The organism is Streptomyces sp. NPDC026500 (assembly GCF_055567635.1).
The window spans coordinates 484901-501923 of sequence record NZ_JBVHQB010000005.1; the positions used below are offsets into that span (position 1 = coordinate 484901).

Annotated in this window: 11 protein-coding genes and 1 pseudogene; 2 read left to right on the forward strand and 10 right to left on the reverse strand. The window is 70.5% G+C overall.

The genetic code is table 11. The features are described 5' to 3' along the window. Nucleotides 1-73: 73 nt before the first annotated feature. A pseudogene (locus ACZ4N5_RS12770) lies at nucleotides 74-460 on the forward strand (hypothetical protein); the annotation flags it as partial. 235 nt (nucleotides 461-695) lie between these two features. Here the strand turns inward: ACZ4N5_RS12770 and ACZ4N5_RS12775 are convergent. Continuing rightward, nucleotides 696-2564 (reverse strand): AMP-dependent synthetase/ligase, encoded by a 1869-nt coding sequence (locus ACZ4N5_RS12775; RefSeq protein ID WP_467757088.1) that lies wholly within the window; start codon nucleotides 2562-2564, stop codon nucleotides 696-698. Nucleotides 2565-2777: 213 nt separating this feature from the next. Continuing rightward, nucleotides 2778-4646 carry a translation elongation factor 4 gene (lepA, locus tag ACZ4N5_RS12780; protein ID WP_467757089.1) on the reverse strand — a complete coding sequence of 623 codons (1869 nt, stop codon included), beginning with the start codon at nucleotides 4644-4646 and terminating at the stop codon, nucleotides 2778-2780. A 290-nt stretch (nucleotides 4647-4936) separates the two neighbouring features. Here lepA and rpsT point away from each other — a divergent pair, with 290 nt between their 5' ends. Further along, nucleotides 4937-5203, forward strand: a complete 267-nt coding sequence (gene rpsT, locus ACZ4N5_RS12785) for a 30S ribosomal protein S20 (protein ID WP_261702665.1) — start codon at nucleotides 4937-4939, stop codon at nucleotides 5201-5203. Nucleotides 5204-5640: 437 nt separating this feature from the next. Here the strand turns inward: rpsT and holA are convergent, their stop codons facing one another. From holA to leuS, 8 genes are all read right to left on the reverse strand, one after another. Beyond that, a complete protein-coding gene (holA, locus tag ACZ4N5_RS12790) occupies nucleotides 5641-6627 on the reverse strand; it encodes a DNA polymerase III subunit delta (protein WP_467757090.1) in 987 nt (328 codons plus the stop codon). Between the two features lie 139 nt (nucleotides 6628-6766). Beyond that, on the reverse strand, nucleotides 6767-7012 hold the full coding sequence (locus tag ACZ4N5_RS12795; protein ID WP_467757091.1) for a hypothetical protein: 246 nt from the start codon (nucleotides 7010-7012) through the stop codon (nucleotides 6767-6769). A gap of 132 nt (nucleotides 7013-7144) precedes the next feature. Beyond that, nucleotides 7145-7975, reverse strand: coding sequence for an arylamine N-acetyltransferase family protein (locus ACZ4N5_RS12800; protein WP_467757092.1), 831 nt, complete (start codon nucleotides 7973-7975; stop codon nucleotides 7145-7147). Between the two features lie 4 nt (nucleotides 7976-7979). Then, on the reverse strand, nucleotides 7980-10541 hold the full coding sequence (locus ACZ4N5_RS12805; RefSeq protein ID WP_467757093.1) for a ComEC/Rec2 family competence protein: 2562 nt from the start codon (nucleotides 10539-10541) through the stop codon (nucleotides 7980-7982). Nucleotides 10542-10855: 314 nt separating this feature from the next. Then, a complete protein-coding gene (locus ACZ4N5_RS12810) occupies nucleotides 10856-12055 on the reverse strand; it encodes a ComEA family DNA-binding protein (protein WP_467757094.1) in 1200 nt (399 codons plus the stop codon). Nucleotides 12056-12197: 142 nt separating this feature from the next. Continuing rightward, on the reverse strand, nucleotides 12198-13043 hold the full coding sequence (locus ACZ4N5_RS12815; protein WP_467757095.1) for a DegV family protein: 846 nt from the start codon (nucleotides 13041-13043) through the stop codon (nucleotides 12198-12200). Nucleotides 13044-13115: 72 nt separating this feature from the next. Continuing rightward, nucleotides 13116-13847, reverse strand: a complete 732-nt coding sequence (locus ACZ4N5_RS12820) for a hypothetical protein (protein WP_467757096.1) — start codon at nucleotides 13845-13847, stop codon at nucleotides 13116-13118. A gap of 182 nt (nucleotides 13848-14029) precedes the next feature. Beyond that, on the reverse strand, nucleotides 14030-16918 hold the full coding sequence (gene leuS / locus ACZ4N5_RS12825) for a leucine--tRNA ligase (protein ID WP_467757097.1): 2889 nt from the start codon (nucleotides 16916-16918) through the stop codon (nucleotides 14030-14032). Between the last annotated feature and the right edge of the window lie 105 nt (nucleotides 16919-17023).

A 17023-nucleotide genomic window follows, 5' to 3' on the forward strand; every position in this document is an offset into this window, starting at 1 on the left:
ACACCTCGGACGATGCGGCCAGGGTGACAGACCGGCGGCACTTATAAGCACCGAGTCACCGAAGTGGGCCGCCATGAGTGAGAACAGTGGTATGGATGTACTCGAAGACGGACAGATTCGAGCATCCGACCTGCGTCCGCCGCTCGCCGCGACGACCGCGGCGAGGGACGGCGACTTCGGCAGGGCGTCCGAGGCGGGTCATGGACCGGTCGCCGAACTCGGCGCGGTGTTCAACCAGACCACGGACCGGTCGCCGAACTCAGCACGACGTTCGACCAGACCACGGACCGGTCGCCGAACTCAGCACGACGTTCGACCAGACCACGGACCGGTCGCCGAACTCGGCGCATTGTTCGACCAGATCATGGACCGGAGCTCCCGCTTCGGCTCCGGGCTGGAGAGGGTCCGCACGGAGCCGGCCCGGCACGGGCGGCGCGACGAGCATCCGGCGGCCGGGCCAAGGTGACGCGGCTGTCCGGGAGTTGGCGAGGCATGGCCGAGGCGGTCCACACGACGGCGTCCGGACCGACGGCCGGGCGCGGGACGTCGCCCTGGCGAGCAAGCCCGGCCAGTGCTCCACCTGCGTACACGGAGCGCACAGGAGCAGCGCCGGGGGCAGGGACGCGAGGGGTTCCACCGCTCGGTCGCGGAGAAGTCCTGCGCGCCACCGCCCCCGTACGGACCGGGGCCGAGGGCTATGCCTCGCGGCTGCCCGCGTACATCTCGTCGATCAGGTGCTTGTACTCCCGCTCGACGACCGGGCGCTTCAGCTTGAGGCTCGGAGTGATCTCGCCGTGTTCGACGTCCAGGTCGCGGGGCAGCAAGCGGAACTTCTTGATGGTCTGCCAGCGCTGGAGGCCCGCGTTGAGCTCCTTCACATAGCCCTCGACGAGGGCGACCGTGACGGGCGCCGCGACGACCTCGGCGTACGACCTGCCCGCCAGGCCGTTGTCCTTCGCCCACTCCAGGATGGACGGCTCGTCCAGGGCGATGAGCGCCGTGCAGAAGTTCCGGTCGGCGCCGTGCACGAGGATGTTGGAGACGTACGGGCAGACGGCCTTGAACTGGCCCTCGACCTCGGCGGGCGCGATGTACTTGCCGCCCGAGGTCTTGATGAGGTCCTTCTTGCGGTCGGTGATCCGCAGATAGCCGTCCGGGGACAGCTCACCGATGTCGCCGGTGTGGAACCAGCCGTCCGCCTCGAGGACCTCGGCGGTCTTCTCGGGCAGCCCGTGGTAGCCCTCCATGATGCCGGGGCCGCGCAGCAGGATCTCGCCGTCGTCCGCGATGCGCACCTCGGTGCCGGGCAGCGGCTTGCCGACCGTACCGGTGCGGTAGGCCTCGCCCGGGTTCACGAAGGAGGCGGCGGAGGACTCGGTGAGCCCGTAGCCCTCCAGGATGTGGATGCCGGCGCCGGCGAAGAAGTAGCCGATCTCCGGCGCGAGCGCGGCCGAGCCGGAGACACAGGCGCGCAGGTTGCCGCCGAAGGCCTCGCGGATCTTGGCGAAGACGAGCGCGTCGGCGACCTTGTGCTTGGCGCCGAGCGCGAAGGGCACGGAGGCCGAGCCGGTACGACGGAAGTTGTCCTGGCTGGCCTTCGCGTACTCGCGGGAGACCCCGGCGGCCCACTGGAAGATCTTGTACTTGGCGCCGCCGCCGGCCCGTGCCTTGGCCGCGACCCCGTTGTAGACCTTCTCGAAGATGCGCGGCACGGCGGCCATGTATGTCGGCCGCACCACCGGCAGATTCTCGATGATCTTGTCCACGCGGCCGTCGACGGCGGTGACGTGCCCGACCTGGATCTGGCCGGAGGTGAGGACCTTGCCGAAGACGTGCGCGAGCGGCAGCCACAGGTACTGGACGTCGTCCTGGCCGACCAGGCCGGTCGCGGCGATCGCCTTCGCCATGTACGACCAGTTGTCCTGCGGCAGCCGGACGCCCTTGGGACGGCCCGTGGTGCCGGAGGTGTAGATGAGGGTAGCGAGCTGATCGGCGGTGATCGCGCCGACGCGCTCCTTGATCAGCTCAGGGTGCTTCTCCAGGTACGCGGTACCGCGCGCCTCCAGCTCGGCGAGCGTGAGGACCCAGTCGTCGGTCTCCACGCCCTCCGGGTCGATGACGACGACCCGCGTGAGCTCGGGAAGCTCCGCGCGCTTCTCCCGGGCCTTGGCTAGCTGGGCCGCGTCCTCCGCGATGAGGACCCTGCTCGCGGAGTCGGAGAGGATGAACGCCGACTCCTCGGCGTTGGTCTGCGGGTACACGGTCGTGGTGGCCGCGCCCGCGCAGAGGATGCCGAGGTCGGCCAGGATCCACTCGACCCGGGTCGAGGAGGCGAGCGCGACGCGCTGCTCCGGCTCTACGCCGAGTTCGATCAGACCGGCCGCGATGGCGTAGACCCGCTCGGCGGACTGCGCCCAGGTCAGCGACTTCCACTCGTCCCGGCCGCCCGAGGCCGGTACCGGGTAGCGGTATGCCTCGGCGTCGGGTGTGGCCGCCACGCGCTCCAGGAAGAGGGCCGCGACGGACGGCGGACGGTTCTCGATCAGGGTCTGTGTGTCGCTCACGACATCCTCCGGGGCCCGCGGCAGTGCGGCTGGCTCAATTGCGGCTGTTGTTTAACTCGCGAGTAACTACCGAGCAGAGATCAGACTAGAGCGCGTCCGGCCGGTGCGTAAGAGGCGACGGTCCGTCTCTTCCTCCAGGACACACCCATGAGACAAGCACAGGGCCCGCCGCGCCGAAGCGCGACGGGCCCTGAAAACCGGGATTAGGCGTGCCTACTTCTTGCCCTTGGCCGCCGGACCGCTGTCGTCGCTGGACAGCACGGCGATGAAGGCCTCTTGCGGAACCTCCACAGAGCCCACCATCTTCATGCGCTTCTTGCCTTCCTTCTGCTTCTCCAGCAGCTTCCGCTTACGGGAGATGTCACCGCCGTAGCACTTGGCGAGGACGTCCTTGCGGATGGCGCGGATGGTCTCGCGGGCGATGACCCGGGAGCCGATGGCAGCCTGGATGGGCACCTCGAAGGCCTGCCGCGGGATCAGCTCGCGCAGCTTGGCGACCAGCCGGACCCCGTACGCGTACGCCGCGTCCTTGTGCGTGACCGCCGAGAAGGCGTCGACCTTGTCGCCGTGCAGCAGGATGTCGACCTTGACCAGGCTGGAGGTCTGCTCGCCGGTGGGCTCGTAGTCCAGCGAGGCGTAGCCGCGGGTCTTGGACTTCAGCTGGTCGAAGAAGTCGAAGACGATCTCCGCGAGCGGCAGGGTGTAGCGGATCTCGACCCGGTCCTCGGAGAGGTAGTCCATGCCGAGCAGGGTGCCGCGCCGGGTCTGGCACAGTTCCATGATCGCGCCGATGAACTCGGAGGGCGCGAGGACGGTCGCCCGCACGACGGGCTCGTACACCTTGTCGATCTTGCCCTCGGGGAACTCGCTCGGGTTGGTGACGATGTGCTCGCTGCGGTCCTCCATCTCGACGCGGTAGACCACGTTCGGCGCCGTCGCGATCAGGTCGAGCCCGAACTCGCGCTCGAGCCGCTCACGGATCACGTCGAGGTGCAGCAGCCCGAGGAAACCGACGCGGAAGCCGAAGCCCAGCGCCGCCGACGTCTCCGGCTCGTACACCAGCGCGGCGTCGTTGAGCTGGAGCTTGTCCAGGGCGTCGCGGAGCTCGGGGTAGTCGGACCCGTCCAGCGGATACAGACCCGAGAAGACCATGGGCTTGGGGTCCTTGTACCCGCCGAGCGCCTCGGTCGCGCCCTTGTGCAGGGTGGTGATCGTGTCACCGACCTTGGACTGACGGACGTCCTTCACACCGGTGATGATGTAACCCACCTCACCGACACCGAGCCCGTCGGCCGCCTTCATCTCCGGGGCCGAGACCCCGATCTCCAGCAGCTCGTGCGTGGCGCCGGTGGACATCATCCGGATGCGCTCACGCTTGTTGAGCTGCCCGTCGATGACACGCACGTACGTCACGACACCGCGGTAGGAGTCGTAGACCGAGTCGAAGATCATCGCGCGGGCGGGGGCGTCCTGGACGCCGACCGGAGCGGGGACCTCGGCGACGACCTTGTCGAGCAGCGCCTCGACACCCAGACCCGTCTTGGCGGAGACCTTGAGAACGTCCTCGGGGTCGCAGCCGATGAGGTTGGCGAGCTCCTCGGAGAACTTCTCCGGCTGGGCGGCCGGCAGGTCGATCTTGTTCAGTACGGGGATGATCTTGAGGTCGTTCTCCATCGCCAGGTAGAGGTTGGCGAGAGTCTGCGCCTCGATGCCCTGGGCCGCGTCGACGAGCAGGACCGTGCCCTCACAGGCCGCGAGGGACCGGGACACCTCGTACGTGAAGTCGACGTGCCCGGGGGTGTCGATCATGTTGAGGATGTGGGTCTTGCCCGGATCCTCGGTCGGCGCCCAGGGCAGCCGGACCGCCTGGGACTTGATCGTGATGCCGCGCTCGCGCTCGATGTCCATACGGTCGAGGTACTGAGCACGCATCTGCCGCTGGTCGACCACCCCGGTCAGCTGGAGCATGCGGTCGGCGAGCGTGGACTTGCCGTGGTCGATGTGCGCGATGATGCAGAAATTGCGGATCAGAGCCGGGGCGGTACGGCTCGGCTCGGGCACATTGTTAGGGGTCGCGGGCACGCAGGGTCCTGTCTCTTGAGGCGCCTGTCGCCTCGGGTCGGATCGATACGTAGGTTCCATGGTCCCACGCGCGGGGAGCTGCGCCCGGTTTGGGCTGTGTGAGCGGGGCCGTCCGCGACCGGTTCGGGGGCCTCTCGACCGGGGCGGGCGACCGGTTTGGGCCGGTCGTACGGGGACTGGTAGCCTGGGTAGCTGTGTCTCGTGCCCTCTCAGCAGGAGACGCACCCAAGAAAATCAAACGGCGAGCGAGACGTGCTGTCTCGCGCGCCTGAACCTGTAAAGGCTCATTCGTGGCGAACATCAAGTCCCAGATCAAGCGGATCAAGACCAACGAGAAGGCCCGGCTGCGCAACAAGGCCGTCAAGTCCTCTCTGAAGACCGCGATCCGCAAGGCCCGCGAGGCGTCTGCCGCGGGTGACGTCGAGAAGGCCACCGAGTACACGCGCGCCGCGTCGCGCGCTCTCGACAAGGCCGTCTCGAAGGGCGTCATCCACAAGAACCAGGCCGCCAACAAGAAGTCGGCGCTTGCTTCGAAGGTCGCCGCCCTCAAGGGCTGAGTCGGCTGAGCTCTCCGGAGCTCGACCCCTGACTTGACCGTCGGCCGGACCCGAGCAGGCCCTCTCTCCCGCTCCCGACCGACACCCCCGGATTCACGCACGATCTGCGTTCGCCACGCGGGCGTGAATCCAACAGCTTGAACCGAAGGCCCCGCCCCTCCCTTCCCCGGGAGAACGAGCGGGGCCTTCGGTGTGCGGTGAAGCCGACGGTGCTGGTGTCGTCCGGGCAGGGCTCGGGGCAGGGATGTGTCCAGGACCAGGGACGGAACAGGGCCGAAGGCGGGAACACGACCCAGGGCAGGACCAGAACGCCGGCCGCGTGCCGCGCGGGGCCCTCGGCCGTTCGGCCGTTCGGTCAGGCCGACCCTCGCCCGCGGAAGTCCGGGTGGGCCGACCCTGCGTGCGCGGCAGTTCGGTCGGGCCGATCCTGTGTGCGGCTAGCGCCGGCCGGAGCGAGCTGCCCGCGCGACGGCCACGACCGCCTTCTCCAGGGCGTACTCGGGATCGTCCCCGCCGCCCTTGACCCCGGCATCCGCCGCCGCGACCGCCGTGAGCGCCATGGCGACCCCGTCCGGTGTCCATCCCCGCATCTGCTGCCGTACGCGATCGATCTTCCACGGCGGCATCCCCAGCTCACGGGCCAGGTCGGCAGGCCTGCCGCCCCGCGCCGAGGACAGCTTTCCGATCGCCCGTACCCCTTGTGCGAGCGCACTGGTGATCAGGACGGGAGCCACGCCGGTCGACAACGACCATCGCAACGCCTCCAGCGCCTCCGCGGCCCGCCCCTCCACGGCCCGGTCGGCCACGGTGAAGCTGGATGCCTCGGCCCGCCCGGTGTAGTACCGCCCGACGACGGCCTCGTCGATCGTCCCCTCGACATCCGCGGTCAGCTGCGACACGGCGGACGCCAGCTCCCGCAGATCGCTCCCGATGGAGTCCACCAGCGCCTGGCAGGCCTCCGGAGTGGCCGCCCGGCCCAGCGCCCGGAACTCGCTCCGCACGAACGCCAGCCGGTCCGCCGGCTTCGTCATCTTGGGACACGCGACCTCCCGCGCCCCCACCTTGCGCGCGGCGTCGAGCAGCCCCTTGCCCTTGGCCCCACCCGCGTGCAGCAGCACAAGGGTGATCTCCTCGGCGGGCGCCCCGAGATACGCCTTGACGTCCTTGATCGTGTCGGCCGACAGATCCTGCGCGTTGCGTACGACCACGACCTTGCGCTCGGAGAAGAGCGAGGGACTCGTCAGTTCTGCGAGCGTGCCCGGCTGCAACTGGTCCGGGGTGAGGTCCCGGACATCCGTGTCGGCGTCGGCGGCCCTGGCGGCGGCCACCACCTCCTGCACGGCACGGTCGAGCAGGAGATCCTCCTGGCCCACTGCCAGCGTGACAGGAGCGAGAGGGTCGTCTTGTGCGGTCTTCTTGGCCATCACCGAAAGCATCCCACGCGCCACTGACAACACGTGCCGCGAGCCACGATCTCCGGTGAGCCCCCGCCCCCTGGCCCTGCCCCTCCCCTGCCCTGCCCTGCCTTGCCTTGCCCTCGCCCTCGCCCTCGCCGAGCTTGGGCTATGGCTCCTCGTGCCAGCCGTCCCACGCGGCCGCGAACTCGTCCAGCTCCTTCGGGTCCAGCCGCGCCTCGGGGTCCGTCAGAACCACCAGCCACTGCGCGTCCTCGGCATCGTCCTCGCCCGCCAGCGCGTCCCGGACGAGTTGCGGCTCCTCCAGGAGCCCGAACCGGTCGCCGACGGCCTCCGCCGCCTCTTCCGCGGCATCACGGTCGGGCAGCACCAGTACATGTCTCACATCGCTCACCTGAACATTTTCCGACTACGCGCGACGCGTCCGACGCCGGGGTCGGCCTGTGCGACCTGTGCGACCCGTGCGACCAGAACGAATGGTGGCACCTGTGTGAGCGGTGTTACCTGTGCGACCTGTCCGACCGGGCTACTGAGCCCCCTCGACCTCCGGCACCCGGTCCAGTTCGATTCCGAAGCGCTCCCGATAAGTGGCGAGCACCTCCTCGTCGGTGGCCAGTTCCGACACCTCCTTGATGCCGTCCGCCGTCGACACGGTGAACTTGCGGCCGCTGAGCGTGATCCGCCCTCCGTCCTCGGTGACCCGCGAACAGACCAGTGACCGAGTGAAGTGGGACAGCGGCGAGGTGCCGTGCCACCAGGCCCCGACGACGAAGTCCCCGAGCACCCGCGGCCGTACCTCCAGGCGGTACTGGCGTTTGTCTCCCAGGAAGACATCGAGGTCCTCGCGTTCCCGCGATCCGCCGGCACCCCGCACTCCCGCCGCGTCCGGCCCCGACTCCACGACCCGGAACGTCCCGCCAGGGTCCCGCTGTTCGCCTCGCTCCATGAACGACAACGGGTAGTGGCTGTGCGCCCCGAAACCGACGTCGGTCAGCCAGTCACCCCCGTCCACCGTCCGCACCCGCAGCGCGAGATGGTCGTAGGGAATCCCGAGCTTTCCCTCGTCCCCGTACACCCGCGCCGCGAGATAGGTCACATCGAAGCCCAGCGACGCCAGCAACGCCCCGAACGCGCCGTTCAGTTCGTAGCAGAAACCCCCTCTGTGAGCGCCCACCACCTTCTCCAGCAGCCTCTTCTCCTCCAGCACGATCTGCTCACCGAGATGGATCGACAGGTTCTCGAACGGCACTGTCTGCAGATGGCGCAGTTGAAGCTCGCGAAGCACATCGGACGTGGGCCATGCCGGGTGCTGGGCCCCGATACGGCGAAGGTAGGCGTCGGCCTGTGCGGATTTCATGCCTTCAGTGTCGCGCCACACTCAGCCCCTGGCCCGCACCGGTGACAGCGAGATCACCGTCCTCGTCGGTACGCAGCACCACCGCGCCCCCGGCCCGCAGTGCCGCGACCGTACTCGGGGCAGGATGACCGTAGGGGTTGTCGCTGCCGACCGAGATGAGCGCGAGCCGCGGAGCCACCCTGCGTATGAGTTCCGGATCCTGGTACGCCGAACCGTGATGAGCGACCTTGAGCACGTCCACGCCGTCCAGTTCCGCAGCCACCGGCGATCTCGACAAGGCCTGCTGCGCGGGCGGCTCCAGGTCGCCGAGCAACAGCAGCCGCAGCCCCGCGGACCGTACGAGCAGGGTGACACTGGCGTCGTTCGGACCGTCCGGAGGCGGAGCCGGATCCGGCGGCGGCCACAGCACCCGCCAGTCGAGGCTTCCCGCGCACCGTCGCTCCCCCGCCACGGCCCGGGTCACGGGAATGTGCCGTGCGGCCGCCTCCGTTCGTACGAACTCGGCCTGCTCCAAAGGCTCTTCGAAGCCGGTCGTCTCGATCGCGCCCACCGAACGCCCATGGAGCACGCCCGCCAGCCCCGCGACATGGTCTGCGTGGAAGTGCGTCAGAACGACGAGCGGGATTCTGGTGACACCGAGCATGCTCAGGCAGCGGTCGGCCAACACCGGGTCGGGCCCCGCGTCCACCACCACCGCGCTGCCGTCACCCACCGCGAGCACGGTCGCGTCGCCCTGCCCCACATCACACATCGCGAACCGCCAGCCGGGCGGCGGCCATCCCGTGATCACTCTGGTGAGCGGCGGCGGCTGCACCACGACCAGCAGGAACAGCACCGCGCAGACAGCACTCAGCACCGGATGCCTCAGCAGCCGTCGACCGACGGCCACGACGACCACCGTGACGAGGCCCAGCAGAAGGGCGCCCGTCCAACTGCCCGGCCAGTCCACTCCCCCACCGGGCTGAGCCGCCCCTGTGCGCGCAATGCCCGCGATCCACCGGGCGGGCCAACTCGCGGACCATGCAAGGGCTTTGGCCACGGGCATCGCCGGGGAGGCCGTCGCCAGGGTCGCGAACCCCAGCACCGTGGCCGGCGTGACCGCGAACTCCGCGAGCAGATTGCACGGCACCGCCACCAGACTCACCCGGGCCGACAGCAGGGCGACCACCGGCGCGCACAGGGCCTGTGCCGCGGCGGCCGCGGCGAGCGCCTCGGCCAGACGCGGAGGCACACGACGTCGCTGGAGGGCCGCGCTCCAACGCGGGGCGAGCGTGAGCAGGGCTCCGGTCGCGAGGACGGAGAGCAGGAATCCGAAACTGCGCGAGAGCCAGGGGTCGTACAGCACGAGGAGCAGAACCGCGGCGGCCAGCGCCGGAATCAGAGATCTGCGGCGCCCGGTCGCGATGGCTAGCAGCGAGATCGATCCGCAGGCCGCCGCCCGCAGCACGCTCGGGTCCGGTCGGCACACGATCACGAAGACGAGGGTGAGTGCTCCGCCGAGCAGGGCGGTCGCCCGGAGCGGGACACCGAGCCGGGGTGCGAGGCCCCTGCGCTCGGCTCTCTGGGCGAGACCCGGTGGCCCGATGAACAACGCGAGGATGATGACGAGGTTGCCTCCGCTGACAGCGAGGAGGTGGGTGAGATCTGTGGCCCTGAAGGCGTCGTCCAGCTCCGGCGTCACGCGTGAGGTGTCCCCCACCACCAGCCCCGGCAGCAGCGCCCGCGCGTCCGCGTCCAGGCCGTCGGTCGCCTGACGCAGCCCATCGCGCAGCCGGCCTGCGAACCGCTGCGGACCGGACGGCTCTCCCACCACCTCAGGCGGCGCGCTCCCCCGCACCCGCAACACCGCCCCGATGTCGTCCCCGTCCGACAGGGCGGGCACGACCCGGGCCGCCACCCGCAGCCGGGTGGACGGCAGCAGTGACAACCAGAGCGAGCGCCCACCGGTCTCCCTGGACGAGCCTCGTCGAGAGCGCGAGTCGACGATCACCAGCACCGGCGTCCGGGTGGCCAGCATCGTGCCGTCCGCCTGTGTGACCCGCGTGACTTCGGCGTCGAACAGCAGAGCCGTCGGAGCGGCAGTCGGAGCGATGCGGTCCCCGTTGGTCCGGGGCCGGGTGAGCCGGGGATCGGAGGTGATCTCCACCTCGGCGGTAACGTTGGCGAACCGCTCCGCGAGCGCGGGAACCGGTCCGCGTCGCAGGTCCGCCCCGTGCAGCCCCGCGGAGGCCGCGGCCGCGCCGACACAGAGCAGCACCGCGGCGACGGACACCCACGGCCACGACCCCGGCCGCGCCGCCTCTCGCCCCTGCCCCGTGCGCGCGCCTCTCCGCCCCGTGCCCGCCCCTCTCCGCCGCGTATGCGCGCCTCTCCGCCCCGCCGTCAGCAGTACGCCACCCGCGACCAGCGACACGGTCACGACGCCCGTGGCCCAGCCCGGCGACACCCCGACCGTCACGGCCGCCGTGAGCCAGACCGCCGCGGCGGGCGCCACGAGCCGGAGATCGGTCGCCCCCTCCACCCTGGGGTGCGAGGCCCCGAGCCGACTCCCGGAGGCGGCGTGCACGGACCTCCGGCCTACAGCGCCGGGGAGACCTGCCGGCTGCGTCAGGGAACCCTCCGGCTCACCGAGCTCCTCCGTCCCCTCGGGCTCGCACTCCTCTCGCGTCCTCACCGGCCGTCGCGGGCCTCGCACCCCATCGGGCCCTCGCAGCCCTCGCGCGGCTACCGGTCCTCCCGGTCGGACCGTCCTTGCAGGCCCGGCAGACCCGTCGGGTCCATTCCTGGTCAGAGGCCCGCCCCGCCGCGTGCTCATCACCGGCCCGCCACTCCGCAGGCTCATCACCGGTCGGGCCCGGCCAGCCCTCCTCCCGGAGCGGCTCATGGCCGCACCAGGTTCCGGAGATCGGCGAAGCGGCGGTCTCCGATTCCGGTCACTTCGTGGAGTTCGTCGACCGAGCGGAAACCGCCGTGCGCCGTGCGGTAGTCGATGATGTGCCGGGCCAGGACGGGACCGACGCCGGGCAGGCCGTCGAGCTGGTCGGCGGTGGCCGTGTTGAGGGGAATCGGCGCGGAGGGCGCCGCATCCGCCGGGGAGCCGCCGGTGCCGACCGGCCCCGGACCGCCCGAGCCGGCTCCTGTCGGGGGCGCGGATGCGCCGACCACGATCTGTTCGCCGTCCACGAGGAGACGCGCGCGGTTGAGGTCGTCGGTGTGCGTACCGGGCCGCACGCCGCCGGCGGCTCGCAGGGCGTCTTCGACGCGGGAACCGGCCGGCAACCGCTGGAGTCCGGGGGTGCGCACCTTTCCGCCCACGTCCACGACGATCACGCTCCCGGCGACGCCGGCGGGCCCTGCGGCACCGGCGGGACCCGAAGCTCCGGCCGGGGTACCGGATCGCACGCCCGGCCGCTCGTCCGGTCCGCGCTTCTCGCCGTACGGTGCCGCAGCGCCCATCACCTCGGGAGCCCGGACCGGCTGCGTCCTGCCGGACCAGAAGTGCTGCACGGCGAAGACCGCGGCCACCACCAGCAGCACGGTCAGCGCGGCCACGCTCCTGCGCTCCAGACCGCATCTCGACTGCAGCCACAACGGCAGCCGCTCCCGCACGGCAAGCCCGGCCCGGTCCCGCCACGTGCCCGGCTCAACGGCCGGCCCACTCGCGGCCGGCCCACGCGCAGTCGGCGCACTCGCGGTCGCCGACCCACCGGCCGTCGAGCGGTCTGCCCGCGGGGTTCGGTCGGTGTCCGGTCCGGTCCCGAGGCCGTAGGACCCGGCCTGGTGGTTCCAAGGTCCCCTGACATCGGTCACAACGCCCGTACCCACAGCCGTGTTCGCCCTGGGGCCAACCCCGACATCGTGGTCCGCACCCGGTGGTGCGTTCCCCAACTCCCGCCGTCCCTGGGTGCGTTCGGTGAAGAGCGCGTCGGCACGCAGGCGGAGGGCCGCGGCCGATGCCTCGTGGCGGCGGGCCCGGCCTCGCTGATCGCGGCGGCGATGGCGACTGCGGCTGTCGGAGAGGGGGCCGCGGCCCGGGCCGCTGGTCGGTGTGGCGGTGCGTGAGCTTGATCGAATTGCCATGCGACGAGGATCCGGCATCCCGGCGCCCTCGCGATGATCTTGCTCAATTCCGGTGGAAAGCGGCCCAGTTGTGGATAACTCCGTCACCCGCACGAGCGAGGCGCACGGGCAACACAGGGGCCGGCCTCAAACCGAGGCGATTTCACCGAGGCGAGACAACCGCCCCGAGCAGTCCTGGTCCGGTGTGGGCTCCGATCACCGCACCCACCTCGCTCACATGCAGTGCGGCGAGCCCGGGCACCCGTGCCCGCAAACGGTCCGCGAGAGCCGACGCCCGCTCGGGGGACGCCAGATGGTGAACGGCGATGTCGACCTGTGCGCTGCCCGCCCGGTCGGCGACGATCTCCTCCAGGCGGGCGATCGCCTTGGACGCCGTCCGGACCTTTTCGAGAAGTTCGATGCGGCCGTCGTTCAGCTGCAACAGCGGCTTCACCGCGAGCGCGGAACCCAGCAGAGCCTGTGCGGCCCCGATCCTGCCGCCACGGCGGAGGTAGTCGAGGGTGTCGACGTAGAAGTACGCGGACGTGCCCGCGGCCCTCTTCTCCGCGGCCGTGACCGCATCGTCGATGGTCCCGCCCGCCTCGGCGGACTCGGCGGCGGCCAGCGCGCAGAACCCGAGGGCCATCGCGACCATCCCGGTGTCGACGACTCGCACCGGCAGCGAAGCGTCGCGCGCCGCGAGCACCGCGGCGTCGTAGGTGCCCGAGAACTCGGAGGACAGGTGCAGGGAGACGATGCCGGTTGCGCCGGACTCGGCGACCTTGCGGTAGGCCGCGGCGAACGTCTCGGGACTGGGCCGGGACGTCGTGACGGGGCGCCGCTTCTGCAGGGCCTGGGCCAGGGAGCGGGCCGAGATCTCGGTGCCCTCTTCGAGTGCCTGGTCCCCGAGGACCACGGTCAGGGGAACCGCCGTGATGCTGTGGCGCTCCATCGTCCGCGGCGGCAGGTAGGCCGTTGAATCGGTGACGATCGCGACATGGCGGGACATGAGCTGGAGGTTACCTGGCGGGGCGGGTGGGCGGCAGCCCGGCCCCTTCCACCTGCGGTCGGGGCGGCCGGATCATGTCGTGCTCTCGGGGCGGGGCTTCTTCTGCCAAGGGTAGGTGGGCCGTTGGCCGGGCGGTGTGATGGCGGAACGCCCCGGCTGGTCCGCCGGACGGGAGTCCGGACCCTGGGGCCGGGTCTGTCCGCCGGAGGTGCCCGCGTCCGCCGTCGGAGCATCGGGCCAGGAGGTGGCGGGCCCCGCCTCCTTGGTCCAGTGACGCAGCGCGCCGGCCTCCACGTCGATCTGCGCGCTCAGGGTGTCGAGGTCGTCCCCAGCGAAGCGGTGGGCCCGGTCGCGGGCGGCCCAGCGCAGCGAGTCCGCCGACTGCGTGATCCGCCGGGTGCGCTCGCGCAGGCCCGGCAGCCGGGTGGCGAGCGTGCTTCGGTCGGGCTCGGCCTCCAGGCGCTTCAGCTCGGCGTCCAGCTCTCGCCCGTGCGCGCTGAGCCGCTCGAAGAGGCTCAGGGACTCCTTGAGGGACTCGTCCTCCGCCACGCTCGCCTGCAGCGCGTCCTGGGTGGCCCGCATCGATGTGCGCAGCGACAGCCTGAGCTGCGCGAGCTCGCCCTGTGGGCCGGGCTGGGCGAAGGTCTTCGCGCGCAGGGTGGTGTCCTCGACCGTGCGGCGGGCCTGCGAGATCGTGCGGTCCACGCCGCGTTTGGCGGCGCCGATCACCTTGACCGTCGCGTACGCGCCGAACACCACGAAAAGCAGGAAGAGCAAGGCGATTACGGTGATCACGGTACCCATCACACTCCTCCTCCGACCGGTCGCGGCAACTGTCGCCGCGCTCTCAACGGTAAACGCTGCGGGCAGGTTCGGAGTTCCAGAAGAACCCCGAACCTGCCCGTAGGGGACTACCCCGAGCCGTCGCACGGCCCGGACCTGCACGGGCACCGGACCGAGGCCCGGTGCCTCTCACGCCGTGACGACTACGTCGTAACGATGTTCACCAGCTTCGGCGCGCGCACGATCACCTTGCGGATGCCCGCGCCGTCCAGCGCCGCGACGACCTTCTCGTCGGCCATCGCCACCTTCTCCAGCTCCTCGTCCGAGATCGACGGGGAGACCTCCAGGCGCGCCTTGACCTTGCCCTTGATCTGTACGACGCAGGTCACGGCCTCGTCGACGACGTACGCGGGGTCGGCGACGGGGAAGTCCTGGTGGACGACCGAGTCGCTGTGGCCCAGCTTGCGCCACAGTTCCTCGGCGATGTGCGGGGCCAGCGGCGCCACCATCAGCACCAGCGCCTCGGCGATCGGGCGCGCGACCGGGCCGCCCACCTTGGTCAGGTGGTTGTTCAGCTCGGTGACCTTGGCGATGGCGGTGTTGAAGCGCATGCCCTCCAGGTCCTGGCGTACGCCGTCGATGGCCTTGTGCAGGGCACGCAGCGTGTCCTCGTCCGGCTCGGCGGCGACGACCGTGACCTCGCCGGTCGCCTCGTCGACGACATTGCGCCACAGCCGCTGCAGCAGCCGGTACTGGCCCACCACCGCGCGCGTGTCCCACGGCCGGGACACGTCCAGGGGACCCATCGCCATCTCGTACAGGCGCAGGGTGTCCGCTCCGTACTCGGCGCAGATCTCGTCGGGGGTGACCGCGTTCTTCAGGGACTTGCCCATCTTGCCCAGCAGCCGGGAGACCTTCTCGCCCTGGTAGAAGTAGGCGCCGTCGCGCTCCTCCACCTCGGCCGCCGGTACCGCGATACCGCGGCTGTCGCGGTACACGTAGGCCTGGATCATGCCCTGGTTGAACAGCTTGTGGAACGGCTCGGCCGACGAGATGTGACCCAGGTCGAACAGGACCTTCGACCAGAAGCGGGCGTACAGCAGGTGCAGCACGGCGTGCTCGGCGCCACCGACGTACAGGTCGACGCCACCGGTCGGCCGACCCTCGCGGGGGCCCATCCAGTACTGCTCGATGGCCGGGTCGACCAGCTTCTGGTCGTTGTGCGGGTCCAGGTAGCGCAGCTCGTACCAGCAGGAACCGGCCCAGTTGGGCATGGTGTTGGTCTCTCGGCGGTACTTCTGCGGGCCACGGCCGTCGCCCAGGTCCAGGGTGACGGCGACCCAGTCCTCGTTGCGGGACAGCGGGGTCTCCGGGGACGTGTTCGCGTCGTCCGGGTCGAAGGTGCGCGGCGAGTAGTCCTCGACCTCCGGCAGCTCCAGGGGCAGCATCGACTCGGGCAGCGGGTGGGCGACGCCGTCCTCGTCGTAGACGATCGGGAAGGGCTCGCCCCAGTAGCGCTGACGGCTGAACAGCCAGTCGCGCAGCCGGAAGTTGACGGTGCCCTCGCCGATGCCCCGGCGCTCCAGCCACTCCGTGATGCGCGCCTTGGCGTCGACCACACCCAGGCCGTCCAGGGAGATGTCGTCGCCGGTGGAGTTGACGATCTTCGCGTCGTAGGAGGCGAAGGCGTCGTCCCAGGTGGAGGCGTCGATGCCGCGGTCGTCCGAGGGCTCGACCACACAGCGCATGGGCAGTTCGAAGGCGCGCGCGAACGCGAAGTCGCGGGTGTCGTGCGCCGGGACGGCCATGATCGCGCCGGTGCCGTAGCCCATCAGTACGTAGTCGGCGATGAAGACCGGGACCTTCTCGCCGTTGACCGGGTTGGTCGCGAACGTGCCGGTGAAGACGCCGGTCTTGTCCTTGGCCTCGGCCTGCCGCTCGACGTCGGACTTCGAGGCGGCCTGCGCGCGGTAGGCGGTGACGGCCTCGGCGGGCGTCGCGTGACCGCCGGTCCACACCTCGTGGGTGCCCTCGGGCCAGGCGGCCGGGGTGAACTTCTCGACCAGCGGGTGCTCCGGTGCCAGCACCATGTAGGTGGCGCCGAACAGGGTGTCCTGGCGGGTGGTGAAGACCGTGATCGCTTCGCCGTCGATCGGGAAGTCGACCCGGGCACCCTCGGAGCGGCCGATCCAGTTGCGCTGCTGCAGCTTGATGGCCTCGGGCCAGTCCAGCGCGTCCAGGTCGTCCAGCAGGCGGTCCGCGTAGGCGGTGATGCGCATGTTCCACTGGCGCAGCTTGGCCTTGAAGACGGGGAAGTTGCCGCGCTCGGAACGGCCGTCGGCGGTGACCTCCTCGTTGGCCAGGACGGTGCCCAGGCCGGGGGACCAGTTGACCGGCGCGTCGGAGGCGTACGCCAGGCGGTAGCCGCTCAGGACGTCGGCGCGCTCGGTGGCGCTCAGCTCGTTCCACGCGCGCGTGGTGGAGACGGCGGCGGGGACGGCGCGCTCACCGCTCTCGAACTGGGCGACCAGCTCGGAGACGGGACGGGCCTTCCCGGCCTCTTCGTCGTACCAGGAGTTGAAGATCTGCAGGAAGATCCACTGAGTCCACTTGTAGTACTCCGGGTCGATCGTGGCGAACGACCGGCGCTTGTCGTGGCCCAGGCCCAGCGCGCGCAGCTGGGACTTCATGTTGTTGATGGCCGCGTCGGTGGTGATCCGAGGGTGCTCGCCCGTCTGCACGGCGTGCTGCTCGGCGGGCAGGCCGAAGGCGTCGAAGCCCAGGGTGTGCAGGACGTTGTGGCCCGTCATGCGCTGGTACCGGGCGTACACATCGGTGGCGATGTAGCCCAGGGGGTGGCCCACGTGCAGGCCCGCCCCCGAGGGATAGGGGAACATGTCCATGATGAACTTCTTGGGCCTGGCCGCCAGCTCGGGGTCGCCGGCCAGGTCACCCGTGGGGTTCGGAGCCTCGTACGTCCCCTCGGCGTCCCAGAAGTCCTGCCAGCGTGCCTCGATGTCAGCGGCCAGGGCGGCCGTGTAGCGGTGCGGCGCGGCCACCTCGGCGGTGGCAGCGGTGTTCGTCTCGCTCATGATCCTCAAAGCTCCATCGATCGTCTCTGCCAGCGGAAATGAAAAAACCCCTCGCACAGGAGGGGACGCCGCGCCGATGCCGACCACGATTCGTCAGCGGTCGGG

What these genes read in the sequence shown, in the direction of transcription:
- holA (WP_467757090.1), bottom strand. Translation starts at nt 6,627, where the DNA reads ATGGCCAAGAAGACCGCACAAGACGACCCTCTCGCTCCTGTCACGCTG.
- ACZ4N5_RS12800 (WP_467757092.1), bottom strand. Translation starts at nt 7,975, where the DNA reads ATGAAATCCGCACAGGCCGACGCCTACCTTCGCCGTATCGGGGCCCAG.
- ACZ4N5_RS12810 (WP_467757094.1), bottom strand. Translation starts at nt 12,055, where the DNA reads ATGGCAATTCGATCAAGCTCACGCACCGCCACACCGACCAGCGGCCCG.
- ACZ4N5_RS12815 (WP_467757095.1), bottom strand. Translation starts at nt 13,043, where the DNA reads ATGTCCCGCCATGTCGCGATCGTCACCGATTCAACGGCCTACCTGCCG.
- ACZ4N5_RS12820 (WP_467757096.1), bottom strand. Translation starts at nt 13,847, where the DNA reads ATGGGTACCGTGATCACCGTAATCGCCTTGCTCTTCCTGCTTTTCGTG.
- leuS (WP_467757097.1), bottom strand. Translation starts at nt 16,918, where the DNA reads ATGAGCGAGACGAACACCGCTGCCACCGCCGAGGTGGCCGCGCCGCAC.